The sequence below is a fragment of the Paenibacillus sp. SORGH_AS_0306 genome (genome assembly GCF_030819345.1).
GTDB lineage: Bacteria > Bacillota > Bacilli > Paenibacillales > Paenibacillaceae > Saccharibacillus > Saccharibacillus kyungheensis.
Map to the genome: position 1 here is coordinate 2,040,438 of NZ_JAUTBP010000001.1, position 15,430 is coordinate 2,055,867.

Genomic DNA, 15,430 nt, shown 5'->3' on the forward strand with positions numbered 1-15,430 from the left:
TTAGATAGGTTCTATTGGATATGATTTCACTTTAAAATGAGTACGCTTTCAAAATAATTGTTTATGTTATCATTAATTAATATCACATTTGTTAACGATATACAATCATTTCATCTATAAATTAGATCACTACATAGAGTTATAGTTTAATCGTAGTTATTTCGATTAATTTATGGTATAACAAAAGTATGAAACCATTACAATCTTCTACTCCATTACATTATCGTAGTTATCTTGCTTTGAGTATTCCGTTAATTATTTCTACAGTTACTACTCCTTTACTTGGTGCTGTAGATACCGCTGTTGTTGGTCATTTATCAAGTAGTATTTACATAGGTGGCGTTGCGATTGGTACCCTTATTTTTAATACGTTATACTGGCTATTTGGCTTTCTGAGAGTAAGTACTTCTGGATTTGCAGCCCAAGCCAAAGGAGCCGGACAATTAGAACGGGGCTTTTCTGAACTGGTACGCCCTACTATTATTGCGATCCTTATTGGTGTCCTTTTTATTGTGTTGCAGTATCCTATTTTGCAAGGAGTACTGGCATGGATCAGACCGGGTGCTGATATTCGTGAGCAAGCTTCTATTTATTTTCATATTCGTATCTGGGGCGCTCCGGTTACATTGCTTAATTATGTTATTCTAGGCTGGCTTATTGGTATGGCACATGTAAGGCAGACTTTGTTTTTGCAGATCGGTATTAATGTGCTTAATATGATTCTGGCGATTGTATTTGTACATGTGTTCCACTGGCAAGTCGCAGGTGTAGCTTCTGCTACATTGATTGCAGAGATAGCGGGTCTGGTGTTCGGAATTGTATTGATCTGGCGCTCGCCTTATTTTAAATGGGGATCGATCTCTCAAGCAGGCGTGTTTAATCGCGAAGCATTGCGGCGTATGATTAGTGTAAATAGTGATCTATTTATCCGTACAATCTGCTTATTGGCTATGTTCAATATATTTACAGCGAATAGTACTTCGTTTGGACCTGAAATGCTGGCAGCTAATGCGATCTTATTGCAAGTCCATTATATTATGGCTTACTTTTTCGATGGCTTTGCCAATGCCAGTAGTATCTACGCTGGACAAGCTGGAGGTTCTCGTAATCCACTGCTGTTACGGCAGACCATTCGGTGGTCGTGGTACAGCTCATTTCTACCCGCTCTACTCATTGTGCTACTCTACTGGATATTCCATGAACCGTTATTAGGATTATTTACAGATTCAGCGGCCACGATTGCACTTGCGAATGAATATAGCTTCTGGTTATTATTATTTCCTTTAGTTACAGGTGCAGGTCTGGTATTCTATGGTTTATTTACAGGGCTATCTGTAACAGCTCCTATTCGCAACTCGATGATCATTTCGTTTGTATTGTTTCTAGTAGTTCTCTGGGTAGCTGTACCGATATATGGTAATCATGGATTATGGTTAGCCTTTATCGCATTCGGTCTGGGACGAAGTATATTTTTATTAATCCGTCTGCCTCGATTACTGCAAGCTATTCCTGATCAATAATCTATCTTTTTGTAAAAGAAATGCACAACAACATAGCAAAAATAGGCACCTTATAAATAGGGTGCCTATTTTTATACAAATATGGTACATTATATATGTTATTAACAGATTTTTAAAATTCTTGCTGTGTCGGACGAATCAACACTTCATTAATAGCCACATGTTTGGGACGAGTCACCACATATTCAATAGCATCTGCAATATCTTGTGCTTCTAGTGGTGTAATATTACCAAATAGTTTGCCCATATCTTCCATTACTTCAGAACGTACATGAGAAGACAACTCGGTCTGTACTACACCTGGCTCGATCAATCCTACACGCACACCGCGACCTGTTACTTCTTGACGTAACGCTTCACTAAATGCAACGACTCCAAATTTGGTCATATTGTATACAGCAGAACCTGCACCAGCCCGACGACCTGCAACTGAACTAATATTGATCAAGTCAGCGACCTGACGATCAGATTGCTCTGCGGCTTTGAGTAAGTGTGGTAAAGCAGCATGAGAGATATGCAGTAATCCATTCACATTAATAGATACCATGCGTTCCCATTCTTCAGCAGGAGCATTCTCTGCTGGCCCCAATAACATCACACCTGCATTATTGACTACAATATCAAGACGATTATATTTGCTAATGGTTTGTTCAATCGCTTTTTGAGCTTGGGCTTGATCTGTAATGTCTGCTTCAATAACAAAAGCAGAACCGCCTTGTTCGCTAATTTCTGTAGCTAATTGATCCAGACGATCTTTACGACGTGCTACCACGACTACAGTTGCTCCTTGTGCAGCTAGAGATTTAGCTGTTGCTTCCCCTATTCCGCTACTTGCTCCTGTAACTAATGCTACTGTTCCTTGTAGTTTTTGTGCCATGTATAACACTCCTTTATACAGATTAAAATACACATATCTATAGTAATATACCCTTATTCAGAAGAACACAATCAAATTTGGAACAATTCATTTAAAAAAAGAAGTTAACCTTTTCTTCATATCTGCTCTATACATACCGATTAAACCTAGTATATATTAAAAATAATTTTAAGATTATGATCAGTATGGTAAAGGAGTGGACCTAAATGAATAGCGAAGATTCACTGATTCATCCGCTTCTTAAGTTAGCTTTTGATGCTATGGAAGATCTAGTGTATATTATGGCTGTCCAAAATCGACAATTTGTATATTGTTATGTTAATCGAAAAGCAGAATTGTTCAGTGGAATCTCGAAAAAGGATATCGGAAAAAACTTTTTCGATCTTTATAGTGAACGCAATCAGTATGAAATGGCTCAGTATTTGCATAACAAATATTCTAAAGTACTGGTACAAGCGCAAAGTGTACGTTTTGATGAAGGTCATTTGTTACCTACAGGAACGTTAAGTGGAGATAGCATTATCTCGCCTATTTTCAATGAGAATCAGACGATCACTCATCTAGTCTGTATTACTCGAAGCTATGAAGAACGCCATCAGTACAAAGAAAAAATGCAGTATTATGCTTTCCATGATGAATTGACTCAATTATTAAATCGACGTTTTTTGTATGAGTTTGTTACTCACCCTGCGTATTTATTTATGTTTGATATAGATAATCTCAAATATGTAAATGATACACTTGGCATGGAAAGCGGCGATGCTCTATTGGTCGAAGTGGCAGGTCGACTTAAACGTAATTTCAGTTCGGAATATATCAGTATTCGTCTTAGCGGGGATGAGTTTATACTGGTGTCTAATCGTCAACAAGAACATCCTGAACAGATGGCTCAGATTATTATTTCTTTAATGAATGAACCGTTCACCTTTAACAATCGTCAGATCAAAATCAATGTGAGTGTAGGTATTGCTTATTTCTCAGAAGATATCAATATTTCTATTGCGTTACGACGTGCAGATATTGCGCTTTTTCATGCCAAAACAAACGGTCGTAACAAACATCATTTATTCTGTGAAAAAACGCAGTATGAACAGGTTGTTCGCTTTAATTATGAGTTAGCATTAAATAGTTGTCTCGAAAAAGAAGAATTACAACTGCTGTATCAGCCGATTTATGGGAACAAACAAAAACAAGTGGTAGCTGTAGAAGCATTACTACGTTGGAAAAAAGATCATAAATATATGGTCTCGCCTGCTGACTTTATCCCGATAGCAGAGCAAACAGGTCTGATTATTCCTATAGGCGAATGGGTGATTCGTCAGGCTTGTCATGATCTTGCTATCGTTCAAGCCAAGTATGGACAACAGACTAAGATTGCGATTAACATTTCTAGAATCCAGTTAAGTGAGCCTGATTTTATAGATCGTATTAATCAGATTCTGCAAGAAGAACAAGTTGATCCTCAGTATATTGATCTTGAAATTACAGAAAGTGTGGCTATGATTGATACCGTTAGTGAATGCTCTTCTCTACTTCAGTTACGTGAGCAAGGATATACGATTTCGATAGATGATTTTGGTACCGGTTATTCTTCATTGAGCACATTAACCCGCCTGCCGGTCGATAATATCAAAATAGATCGTTCTTTTGTAGCTCAGATGAATCCTCCTGTATTAAAAGCATTGCTGGCAATGGCAGAAGCTTTGGAGTTGCATGTGGTTGCTGAAGGTATTGAAGAAGAAGATCAATGGAGAAAGTTGTTAGAGTTAGGTTGTAACGATTTTCAAGGATATTGGATCAGTTATCCGATGCCACTTGAGAACCTGCCAGATCTCCCTCAATTTCTGTTGTCTGTACCGACCGATTATGTATAACAATTAGAATGCTTCTATATATGCGTAAAAAAAGACCTTATCCATTATAGGAGTAAGGTCTTTTGCTATTGATTATACTGTTAATTCAAGCATGATTAGGAGTGAATACGATTGATTATTGTGCTACTCCCCATGCTAATGTACCGCCTTTGTATAGTGTTACTTTGTTCCAATCAGCATATGCTGTTTTGGTAGCATCGAATGAATAATCGTTGCTTTCATCCATTGGAGTCCAATCATTTTTAGCCATACGAAGCTGGATATCTCCTGTTTGCGATCCTGGTTGAAGGGCTCCAGCTCCAGAAGTGAATCCAACTTCGACATAATTAGGGGTAAATGTAGTCGTTACATTACTTTGACCCACTTGCGCCCAATCGACCCAAGCTGTCATATCAGCCGATCCATCTTTGGAGAAATAGTAACGTAATTTGAGATCGCTAAGATTGACAGCAGCCATACCATTGTTTTTGATATTAAAATAAGGTTTGATCTGGCTATCATTAACATTGGTATCTCCTGCACGATATTGTACGACTAGATCACCGACAGGTGTAGGTGTTGGCGTAGTTGGATCTGTAGGAGTCGGTGGTGTAGTGGTCGTAGCTTGTGGCTTAGCACTCACTACAGTCGAGTTCACACTCGAACCTACTGTGTTATTTGCAGTGATAGCATAGTAATACGTTGTGCCATTGGTTACGGCTTTGTCTGTGTATAATGTGGTTGTAACATTAGCCCCTACAGTTGTAAAAGCACCTGTAGCGCTGGTTGCTCTTTTGACAGTATAACTTGTTGCTCCTGTGACAGAAGACCAGTTTAATTTGACCTGACTATCTTCAGCAGTTGCTTTGACACCTGTTGGTGCCGTTGGCGCAGTTACAGGAGGAGTTGTAGGCGTTGTAGTAGAACCACCTACAGCTGGATAAGCATTGTTGATCAACATAACGAATTGATCATGGAACCATGCACCAGAGATTGGAGCGTTAGGCAAAGCCCCTGTTAACACGCCATCTGCTGTAGTAAAGGTAGGATCACACATGCGGTCAAATCCTTTACCTTCATTGTTCGGAATTAGTGAGCTAGAACCATCCGATTCTCCTGGAGGTTTCACCCATACATAAGCATCCAAATGAGCGCCCGGAGCTGAAGTTGGAGCTACCCCAAGACCTGCTCCACTTGCATTACACCAGTTCCCACGATGATCGCGGCGGTCGACACGTCCAGAGTTGACGTACGTATTGATATCATTTCCGATAGCGGCTGTTGGGCGATTAGGGCCACCCCATCCGTTACGTCCAGTATCAATCAAGAATCCAATACTACTTGGCCAGCCGGCAGCGACAAAACCGTTATACAAAGCGCCTGTAAAGTCGGTCTCATCAAAGTATGGATTCCATTCGTAGAATTTAGCCGATTTGATCGGTTGTCCACCGACATTCAGATCAGGATTCGGCAGATTTGGCTCATTAAGCGGTGTAGTATTCGCTGTGTTAGTGACAAAACCATCTACACTTGCCAGACCTGCTGTAGTACTTTGAACGACTTTGGTATACAAAGAGATAGTTGCTGTACGGTTGTTATCCCAACCCAACCAGCCAGAGTGACCGATATCTAGATAGTTGTATACATTTGGAATTGCATGAAGTTTGTTTAATGCGTATTTAACGCCTGCTTCATAGATACCTGTCGAGCTTGCTTGAGCACAACGTGCATCATTTAAGTTGGTTACCAGATTCGGCAAGCTGTCCGGTTCAATTACATTGACGATACGAATATCTTGATATTTAGGATTAGCGAAAATATCAGCAATCACATCAATATATTCAGTTTTGTATCGTTCTAAGCCTGCCGGTGTTAAAGGCAGTTCCCCATTGGATGCTAAAGCATGACAATCGCGTCCAGGAAGATCATATATAACAAAGCTTGCTGTGATTGGTGTATTTCCTTTTTTCTGTGCTAACGCAGCATCCAGATGACCTTCCAAGCTAAGACGACCTGCATTGTTCGCACCACCGCCTATCGCGTCAATCCGATCTAACCAGACCGATGTAGGATAGGATTTTATGGTTTCCATTTTTGCTTTGAGTGAAGCATCACTTACTTTCGCAATTGAGGCATTAACTTCTTTGGCATAATCAGGATTCACATACGCAGTCGCGCCAACAAACGGATTATCGACATGAGCTTCGGCATAAGCAGCCGGTGTAGAAAGGATAGGTAAAAGACTTCCAGTTAATAGTGAAACGGCCATCGTGTATTTCAATGTTTGCCAGATACTTTTTTTGGATTTCAAAAAATTCACCTTTCTTTCTCAAGTAATTTGGTTGGATAGTGTTTACCCATTTCAAAAGTAAGCGTTATCTTTTTTCTGGATTAGCTTGCTTGTTCCCCTTCTGAATCACCTCCTCAGGGCTGATTATACTTAAAGTTTTTACTGGTGTAAATTGGTAATTATGGATTTTAATTGTTTATAATTTCAAAATTGTTAACGTTTTCATCGGTTTTTTTATATATCATAATGACACTTATAAATGCTTATGCGGAATAAGTTATATCCCTTTAGAATAGACTTACTTTTCTACTTCCTAATTACCATATAATTCCATTAATAAATATATACTCTATCAGCACAAAAAAAGTGCTTTTCCTACCCTCAGGCAAGAAAAGCACTTCATTTTATTTTAACATATAGACTCTATTTTAGAATCAAAAGTATGTTATTGAGCGTTGATTGACCAGTTCGATACTGTTAATTTACCGTTACCACTCATTACATCTGTACCGAATTTCACGCCACTTACATAATCAAAAGATTTCAATTCATTACGATCTAGCAAGTTTTTGATAAAGTCAGAAATGTTTAAGTCTACGCTATCTGCATTTTCTGTTCTAACAAATGTGTACACATTGCCATCCATCGTATTAAAGTTGGATTGACCTTCCATATCGCTATTCATACCTTTACGGTATACATCCCAATTAGCGCCATCTAGACTCACTGTACCTAGAGATTCACCCCATGTTGCTGTCGTTGTGGTCATATCTTTATTGGTAGTTGCGGTAGAATCGTTTTTGTTTTCCATGACTGTAGAAGCATTTTGTGAAGTAGATGTTACTAATTTTACAATCGCAGATGGTTTAGATTCTGCTCCAGCCCATTGTGTATTATGAATAAATACAGTGTAACCAGTGCTGTAATCCCCTGTTGCGTTTTCTGTAGAATAACTTACAGAAGTATCAATATCTTTCATTTGACTTTGACGAGAGCTAGAGCTTGAACTATTGTTGTTACGTCTGTTTTCATTATCTTTATAAATTTGTACAGGGAAATTACCTGCGTTCTCATAACCTGGTGTCCAATTCCAACCATAAGAGATCGCTGGTGAATATTGTGTACCTGTCATATCTTTGGCATAAGCCCAGTTATAACCGAAAGAGGAATTGGTATCATAGAAAATCGATTGTGCAGAATCTTGATTCTCACCTGTCATTGTATCTTTAGTCGTATTCATACCCGCCCAACCTGTATTAGCTAAGTATCCGTTGCTTCCCAAACTATAACTGTCATTCATGTTAGAAGACTCTGCTGCTGAAGCGGCACCTGGTAAAAGCAAAGACGCGCTAATTGCAAATGTAGCTAAAGCAAAAATAGGTTTTTTAAAAGTCGTTGATTTTTTCATGATGTTACCTCCAGTAGAATAATAGTTAGTAATAAATGAGGAACACAATCGATTGACATAGGTGTAGAAAGAACGATCCACTTTTTAACTGTGCACAAAATAAGCACAGTATAGTCCATAGTAGAACAATTGCTGCTCTCATTCTCTCTATTTTCAAATGAATAGGTCGTTTATCCCCAAGCATAACGTTAAATATTACTAGATCATGCTTCGGGATAAACGTTTCATTTGTATTAATCTTCTGTAATGTAGAAGATGTATCTATCGACTACTTCCTATTCATAACTTACCCAACCCTGGATTAAGATAACCGAATTTGATAACCATTTATTGTAAAATTTTTGTTTTGTCTTAAATTTGACATATTTTCAATTTTCCATCAGTATCCATTTCTCTAAATCTTGAACAAAATGGCGCATTTTACGAGCATGTTGACGATCAATTTCTCCACTTTCATACAGCTCTTGTACTTTATCGCGCTGATTCTGGATAGCCGTTGTAATCAGATCAAGCTTTCCTTTATCCAGTGTAATATCGGGTAACGCCTGCCCTGTCTGATATTGAATAGCATGGATCACTTTCTCATAGCGGGCGATAATTTTAATTTGAAGCTAGTTGATTGCTTGGATTGATATGTTTTTGAATAGATTCTATCGCAGCAATCGATGTATGCAATTTTAACTTTTTCAGCATATGCGTTCGCGCGGCCTCGTCTTGAGGTTCGAGTGATTCAGGATGTTCTACATTGTTCAGTGGGATCATGCCTTTCCACTTGTCCAGACATTCTACAATCCCTGTATCTGATCGATCTCGAAGTACCGTCTCCAGACGATCTAATCGATATTCAAAAGTCATAGCCATCTCTGCTGTAATCTCACCACGATCACGTAATCGTCTTACTTCGGTTCGTTCTGCATGAATACCGTGTAGATAAATTTCCATCTCTTGAGGTCCCATGCCGTTGATCTCCATAATACGCTTTTGGAACGCATCGCTTTTGGACATATATCCTTTAACTTCAGCGATCAAATTACGGGCGGCTTCCTGATTGGAATCATTCATATTCGAATGAACCGATTGTACAGCCGCTTCTAGAATTTTTAGACGAATATCTTTTTCTGATTTTTTCTTTTTATCTGCCAGTGTGACGACAGGCTCAGGATCAGAAGATAATAATGGCAAGAAGATACTCGCTAATATAAGACTAAGCAAAATAACACCTGCTGCAATAAATAAGATCAATTCCCGCTCAGGAAATGCTGTTCCATCATTAAGCACATAGGGAATAGAGAAAGCAGCAGCTAACGTTAATGCTCCTCGAACTCCAGATAAAGAAGTTAACAATATTCCTCTCAGACTAGGTCGATTCGATTCAGAAGGTGTCTGTAACAAATAACGAACACTCCAGAAAGCATAAATCCAGATAAAGCGCAGTACATATAGAAGTAACGTAATAAGTACTACATAACCTAGTACACGCCCATTGTTGAAATTAACATTTTGGAATATCGTACCCATCACTTCTGGAATCTGTACGCCCAGTATCATAAACACCAAGCCATTTAGCACAAATACAAGCACAGACCATGTACTGGTAGATACCAGTTGCATTTTGAGTTGTACCGATTCAGCACGATCCCGCTCCATTGCATGCACAATACCGCCAGCGACAACTGCCAAGATGCCGGATACACCAATTTCTTCCGCCAGTAAGTAGATAACAAATGGAGTTAAGATTTGCCATAATACATGAACTGTAATATCTTCCATGCCCCAGCGTCGCAACCACACCTGACAACGAATAAGAATAAAAGACATCAATGCTCCAAGTGCCAGTCCACCAAGCGCTACAAGTATGAAGCTAAATGAAGCTTGCCATAATGAAAAAGTACCGGTGACAGTAGCAACGACTGCAAATTTAAAAGCAACCAGACCAGAAGCATCATTAAGTAAAGATTCACCTTCTAATAGACGATGAATCGATTGTGGTAAATGTACACGCTTGGCAAGTGAACCTACCGCAACAGCATCTGTCGGCGACAAAATAGCCGCTAATGCAAAAGCCGCTGGTAAAGGAATACTTGGAATAAGACTATGAATCGCATAACCTGCAATCAACACCGTCGCGAATACAAGACCAAATGCTAGTGCGATAATCGGCACCCGCAGATTCCATAATTCATCTCTTGGTGTTCGTCGTCCATCGTTATATAGCAATGGTGCAATAAACAATACAAGAAACAGCTCAGGATCAAGAGGTAACTCTACGCCTACAATCGAGACGATAATCCCGAGTGCAATCTGGAATAAAGGTACTGGAACCAGCGGAACCAGACGATTCAAAATATTAGAAATACCAATCATTAAAAGTAGTACAAGTACAGCGATAAAGTACTCCATAGCCTTCCCCCTCTTTTTGCTCTATTGGATATGCAATAAATCTTGTCATTATTCCCCTTTACAGTCAAGAAAGAAACAATATTTTTGAACTCAAACAAACGTATACGCTACAACCGTATCCTCTGATGGACTTCGGTGTAGCGTATACGCTCTAATTTTGCATACTGCATAATTGCATAGACATAAGCATCGTCTAGGATTTTAGATAAGAGCTTTTGGGATCTAACCGATCTCTAAGATCATCTCCTATAATATTGATCGCCAGTACAAATACAGTAATCGCTAGACCGGGGAATGTGCAGATCCACCATGCAACAGTAAGATAACCTCTGCCTTGAGATAACAATGCACCCCAATCTGGAATCTCATGAATCACTCCCAATCCCAGAAAGCTAAGCCCTGCCCCTGTAAGAATCGATGTACCCAGACCTAACGTAGCCATTACGAGAATCGGTGAGACTGCATTAGGCAGGATATGCTTCCAGACTATACGTAGACCCGAAGCACCCAGCGAACGAGAAGCTTCTACATAACCACGACTACGCAAACTTACCATTTGTCCACGTATAACGCGTGCATACCCCGGGATCGCTGATACTGAGATAGCGATAATAATATTGATAAGCCCGGGACCAAGTGCAGCAGCGATCGCTAATGCTAATAATACCCCCGGAATCGTCATCAGAATATCGATCAATCTCATAATCATCGTATCCAGTATGCCACCTCTATACCCTGCTAGCGTTCCTAGCAATACGCCTACAAGTACACCTATGACGACTGAACTGAATCCAATTAATAACGAATCCCGGGCACCATACACAACTAGACTGAATACATCTCTGCCAAAATAATCTGTTCCGAACCAATTGATCATATTCGGTGCTTGTAAAATGCGATCAGCTAGCATTTCTACAGGCGAGTATGGAGCGATCCACTGAGGTACAAGCGCGCACAATATGATAAATGCAATAATTAGCAATGCGCCATACCACATATAACGATTGGCAACTGCTTGCCATGACCACTTCTGGACGACATTAGATTGAGCTTGCTCTGCTTCCCAGTCTGCTGTTAATGTAGCGGATGGTGTGATCTGCTTCATCGATATCCTCCTTTCGATCTTATCTAAAATTAATTATGTGAGTGACCGCCGAATACGAGGATCAATATAGGTATACGAGATATCAACAAGTAGATTAATAACGACATAGAGAATAGCTGTAAAAAAGACAACCCCCTGTACTACCGGAATATCGCGCGCCATAATCGCATCCGCGAGAATACGCCCTATTCCTTGCCTTGAAAAAACAGTCTCAATAACTACCGTTCCTGCTAACATTTCTCCTATCTGCATACCGACTACAGTCACGACAGGAATTAAAGCATTACGCAGTGCATGCTTATACAAAATGACATGACGAGAGATTCCTTTTGCCCGTAATGTAGTGATAAAAGGTTCACTTAGCACTTCTAACATACTATTGCGAACCATACGAATCACAAATCCTGCTCCAACGATTCCTAGCGTGATCGCCGGCAACACCAGAGTAGATATACCGTCAGAACCCATCGCCGGGAACCAGCCCAGTTGAATTGAAAAGATTAAGATTAGCAAAATCCCTGACCAGAATGTCGGCATCGAAATACCAAACAATCCAATAGTACGAGCCAGAATATCGATCCACCCATTACGATGAACAGCTGACAATATCCCGAGGATCACACCGATCAACACTGCTATACACGTACTCGCTAAAGTTAAAATCAATGTCGAAGGAAAATTCGCTATAATTTTGGGTAGTACTGGATCAGAATTGACCATAGATACACCAAAATCACCACGTAACATATCTGCTAGATAATGACCAAATTGAATATAAAACGGCTGATCTAATCCTAATTGGATACGTAAATTCTCTATCATTTCAGGAGTGGCATATGTTGGATCTATCATGGATAGAACAGGATCGCCCGGTAACAGGTAAAAGATTGCAAATACCAGTGTTAATGATCCTAAAATAACCAGTAACGATGAAATCGTACGTGTAATGATCGTCTGTACCATGTATATCCTCCTTATCCTCCAATACGCACATCATTAAAGAGTGGATAGCCTAAATAATCAAACGAAATGCCCTGTACAGTCTGAGATGCCGCAACCGTATACGGGAAAATATAGACAGGAATAATCACAGATAGTTCGTTAATACGTTGTTGTATGTTGTGATAGATGTTGGCACGTTGATCTTTATCTTTTTCAACAGCGCCTTGTTCTAGCCATTGATCAATTTGTGGATCAGAAAGTCCTGGCAGTGTAGGGCGTGCAGATGGCTCAGCAGTATGATAGAAAGCTGATAACGCATTCGGATCAGAGTTCACCTGACTATTGCCATACAGATCATATTCTCCATTTTGATACACAACAGTAGCAATATCTTTGGTGATATTGACTTGTACATCAATACCGACCGCTTTTAGTTGCTGTTGAATCATCGCTGCAATATCATTTCGTTTTTCCCGATTAGGAGAGCCATCTACATATTTCAGGGTAAGACGTTGACCGTCTTTGACACGTATACCGTCTTGTCCTTTCACCCATCCTAGTTCATCGAGTAGATTATTGGCATGTGTCAGATCAGGTTGATTTGTATTTTCTAATGATTCATCATATCCCAAAATGCCCGGTGTTAGAGCAGACCATGCACGTTCATACGTCCCTAGATATAACGTTTTGACAATCGCATTGACATCAATAGCCGATTGGAGCGCTTGTCTTGCTTTGACATTATCCCATGGAGCATGACGCTCATTAATAAATAATGTATATGGTAACCCTAATGTGTTAGCCTGAAGCAATTGTAGATCAGGGCTATTTTTTAATGCCAATATATTTTGTGGAGGGACAGTCTCTGCGGCAAGTACCTGCTTACTTTGTACACTACCGATTCGAGTCGCTTCTTCTGGAATGATCGAAAATGTTATTCCGTCTATATGCGGCGCACCTGTATTTTTTACAGTTTCAGGTGCCCATGTATAATCAGGGTTCTTTTTCACAGCAATTGAAGTATTATCTTTCCAATCGACATATTGATAAGGCCCTGAACCTACTGGTTTTTTGCCAAATTGTTCGCCTTCTTGTTTGGCGGCAGTAGGTGATACTATCCCGAGCATTGCTTGACTGATATTCCCTAGAAAAGCTTCTGAAGGTGTCGACAGATTAACTTGAACAGTATACTCATCAATGACTTTAGACGATGTATACGGACGAATCAGTGCAAGTGCATTTGCCGCTTTGGTCGCTGGATCAATTACACGATCAAAGTTGAATTTTACCGCTTCCGCATTAAATGGTGTTCCATCATGGAATTTTACATCTTTACGTAATTTGAAAGTATACTTTTTACCATCTTTGGATACAGTCCACGACTCCGCAAGCCAAGGCTTAATTGAACCATCGGCTGTCTGTACAACAAGACTATCATAGAGGGTACGCATAACCCTTACCGATACTGCTAGACCACTTCGATGTGGATCAAGTGTATCCGGTGAAGTTGCTAATGCGTAAGTCAATGTACCTCCATTAGCAGTAGCTACGCTACCTTGTGCATTACTTTTCTCTACAACTCCACCACAACCGGATACTACCAGGGATATTGCGATTAGCAGACCACTTACAGTCAACCATAATCGGTGATGGGTATGATTTCTTTGGGTATCTGTCATAAGTTATTCCTTTCACCATAGTATCAGGGATATTTGTAGAACCTCAGAATGTATAGATCAAGCGATGATATCAATACATACGTAGTGATTAAGCGAGCGCATCCAGTGCAAATTGAATATGCATTTTAGCTCCTAACAGCAATACACGCTCATCTATATCGAACTTTGGATGATGTAACGGATAAGCAGATGTTGCCTCCTGAGGACGGCACCCGATAAAAGCAAATACACCCGGGCGGTGCTGGGTATATAATGCAAAGTCTTCACCTGCAAGAAAAGGTTGCTCTAATTCCAGTACATTTTCTTTACCAAAAATAGGTTCTGCCGCTTGTATTGCTCGATCTACTGTGGACGCTTCATTATTCAGCACTGTGCCTGTACGCTGTGTAATCGTTGCTTTTCCACCATGCAGACAAGCAATACTATGAGCATAATCAGCGATAGCTTTGGTTATGCGTTCGACAGTTTCTGTGCGAAAGGCTCGAAAAGTGCCAGTCACTTCACTTTCGCCTGCAATCACATTTTTGACCGTTCCCGCATGTAATGTTCCAAACGATAACACTTTGGCTTCTGTAGGATTGATCCCTGTCGTCATAAAAATCTGCATATCATTTACAAATCGCGCTGCCATAATAATCGCATCTGAAGATAAATGTGGCGCACTATGATGACCAGAAGTCCCTTGAAAATGAACTGCAAAATGGCAGGATGCCGCCATTGCTGTCTCCTTGTGTATACCGATACTCCCTACAGGAAGATCAGGCCAGACATGCATCGCAAAAGATTGAGACACTCCTTGTAAAATGCCATCTTCGATCATATCTCGTCCTCCGCTAATCCAGCGATCATCTAAAGGAGAACGAAGAGCCCCTTCTTCCGCAGGTTGAAAAACAAATTTGATCGTTCCCCGAAAGTGCTCCCGATGATCGCTCAATACTTTAGCAGCTCCAAGCAACATGGCAGTATGAGCATCATGACCCACATGCATGCATATAACCTTCACGCCGGGAAGCATACGCATAATCATGTTCTTCTTGAATCGGCAAAGCGTCAATATCAGCACGTAATAGGATCGTCTCGCCATCTTCTGCTCCATGCAGAATACCAACTACGCCTTGACCAAAATGCTTGCCTACTCCGCTTTGTACTTCTAGCCCCCATTTGCGTAACAGCCCAATAATCAGTGTGGTTGTATGATCGACATCGAAAAGAACTTCAGGGTGAGCATGCAACTCGCGACGAATACGAATAAGGTCGGACTCAAGTGTGTCCGGCAAAGATAAAGCAACAGCAAGTTCACTCATCCTCCATGTCCTCCCTTTCTTTTTCTAATGTTGTTAATTCCTATCTACTTAA

10 protein-coding genes and 1 pseudogene are annotated in these 15,430 nt (G+C 40.2%); 2 read left to right on the forward strand and 9 right to left on the reverse strand.

Annotation, left to right across the window (positions count from 1 at the left end):
- The first annotated feature begins 188 nt into the window (after nt 1–188).
- Complete coding sequence (locus QE450_RS08760; protein ID WP_307298587.1) at nt 189–1,520, forward strand: MATE family efflux transporter; 1,332 nt, start codon at nt 189–191, stop codon at nt 1,518–1,520.
- Between the two features lie 112 nt (nt 1,521–1,632).
- On the opposite strand, the gene QE450_RS08765 is transcribed toward QE450_RS08760, so the two are convergent.
- Nucleotides 1,633–2,397 (reverse strand): SDR family NAD(P)-dependent oxidoreductase, encoded by a 765-nt coding sequence (locus tag QE450_RS08765; protein WP_273612444.1) that lies wholly within the window; start codon nt 2,395–2,397, stop codon nt 1,633–1,635.
- A 206-nt stretch (nt 2,398–2,603) separates the two neighbouring features.
- Here QE450_RS08765 and QE450_RS08770 point away from each other — a divergent pair, with 206 nt between their 5' ends.
- Nucleotides 2,604–4,271, forward strand: a complete 1,668-nt coding sequence (locus tag QE450_RS08770; RefSeq protein WP_307298590.1) for a GGDEF domain-containing phosphodiesterase — start codon at nt 2,604–2,606, stop codon at nt 4,269–4,271.
- A 115-nt stretch (nt 4,272–4,386) separates the two neighbouring features.
- Here the strand turns inward: QE450_RS08770 and QE450_RS08775 are convergent, their stop codons facing one another.
- From QE450_RS08775 to QE450_RS08815, 8 genes and pseudogenes are all read right to left on the reverse strand, one after another.
- Complete coding sequence (locus QE450_RS08775; protein WP_307302645.1) at nt 4,387–6,519, reverse strand: glycoside hydrolase family 6 protein; 2,133 nt, start codon at nt 6,517–6,519, stop codon at nt 4,387–4,389.
- A 466-nt stretch (nt 6,520–6,985) separates the two neighbouring features.
- The gene (locus QE450_RS08780) at nt 6,986–7,948 is read right to left on the reverse strand and encodes a hypothetical protein (protein ID WP_307298592.1); all 963 of its coding nucleotides are present in this window, start codon (nt 7,946–7,948) and stop codon (nt 6,986–6,988) included.
- Nucleotides 7,949–8,316: 368 nt separating this feature from the next.
- Nucleotides 8,317–10,348, reverse strand: a pseudogene (locus tag QE450_RS08790) (Na+/H+ antiporter).
- Nucleotides 10,349–10,541: 193 nt separating this feature from the next.
- Complete coding sequence (locus QE450_RS08795) at nt 10,542–11,453, reverse strand: ABC transporter permease (protein WP_307298596.1); 912 nt, start codon at nt 11,451–11,453, stop codon at nt 10,542–10,544.
- Nucleotides 11,454–11,486: 33 nt separating this feature from the next.
- Entirely contained in the window at nt 11,487–12,416 is a 930-nt protein-coding gene (locus QE450_RS08800) for an ABC transporter permease (RefSeq protein WP_273612449.1), read from the reverse strand.
- Nucleotides 12,417–12,427: 11 nt separating this feature from the next.
- On the reverse strand, nt 12,428–14,074 hold the full coding sequence (locus QE450_RS08805; protein WP_307298598.1) for an ABC transporter substrate-binding protein: 1,647 nt from the start codon (nt 14,072–14,074) through the stop codon (nt 12,428–12,430).
- A gap of 88 nt (nt 14,075–14,162) precedes the next feature.
- Nucleotides 14,163–15,062 carry a M20 metallopeptidase family protein gene (locus QE450_RS08810; protein ID WP_307298601.1) on the reverse strand — a complete coding sequence of 300 codons (900 nt, stop codon included), beginning with the start codon at nt 15,060–15,062 and terminating at the stop codon, nt 14,163–14,165.
- Nucleotides 15,046–15,378, reverse strand: a complete 333-nt coding sequence (locus QE450_RS08815) for a M20/M25/M40 family metallo-hydrolase (protein WP_307298604.1) — start codon at nt 15,376–15,378, stop codon at nt 15,046–15,048. The genes QE450_RS08810 and QE450_RS08815 overlap by 17 nt, the downstream gene beginning before the upstream one ends.
- Nucleotides 15,379–15,430 lie beyond the last annotated feature (52 nt).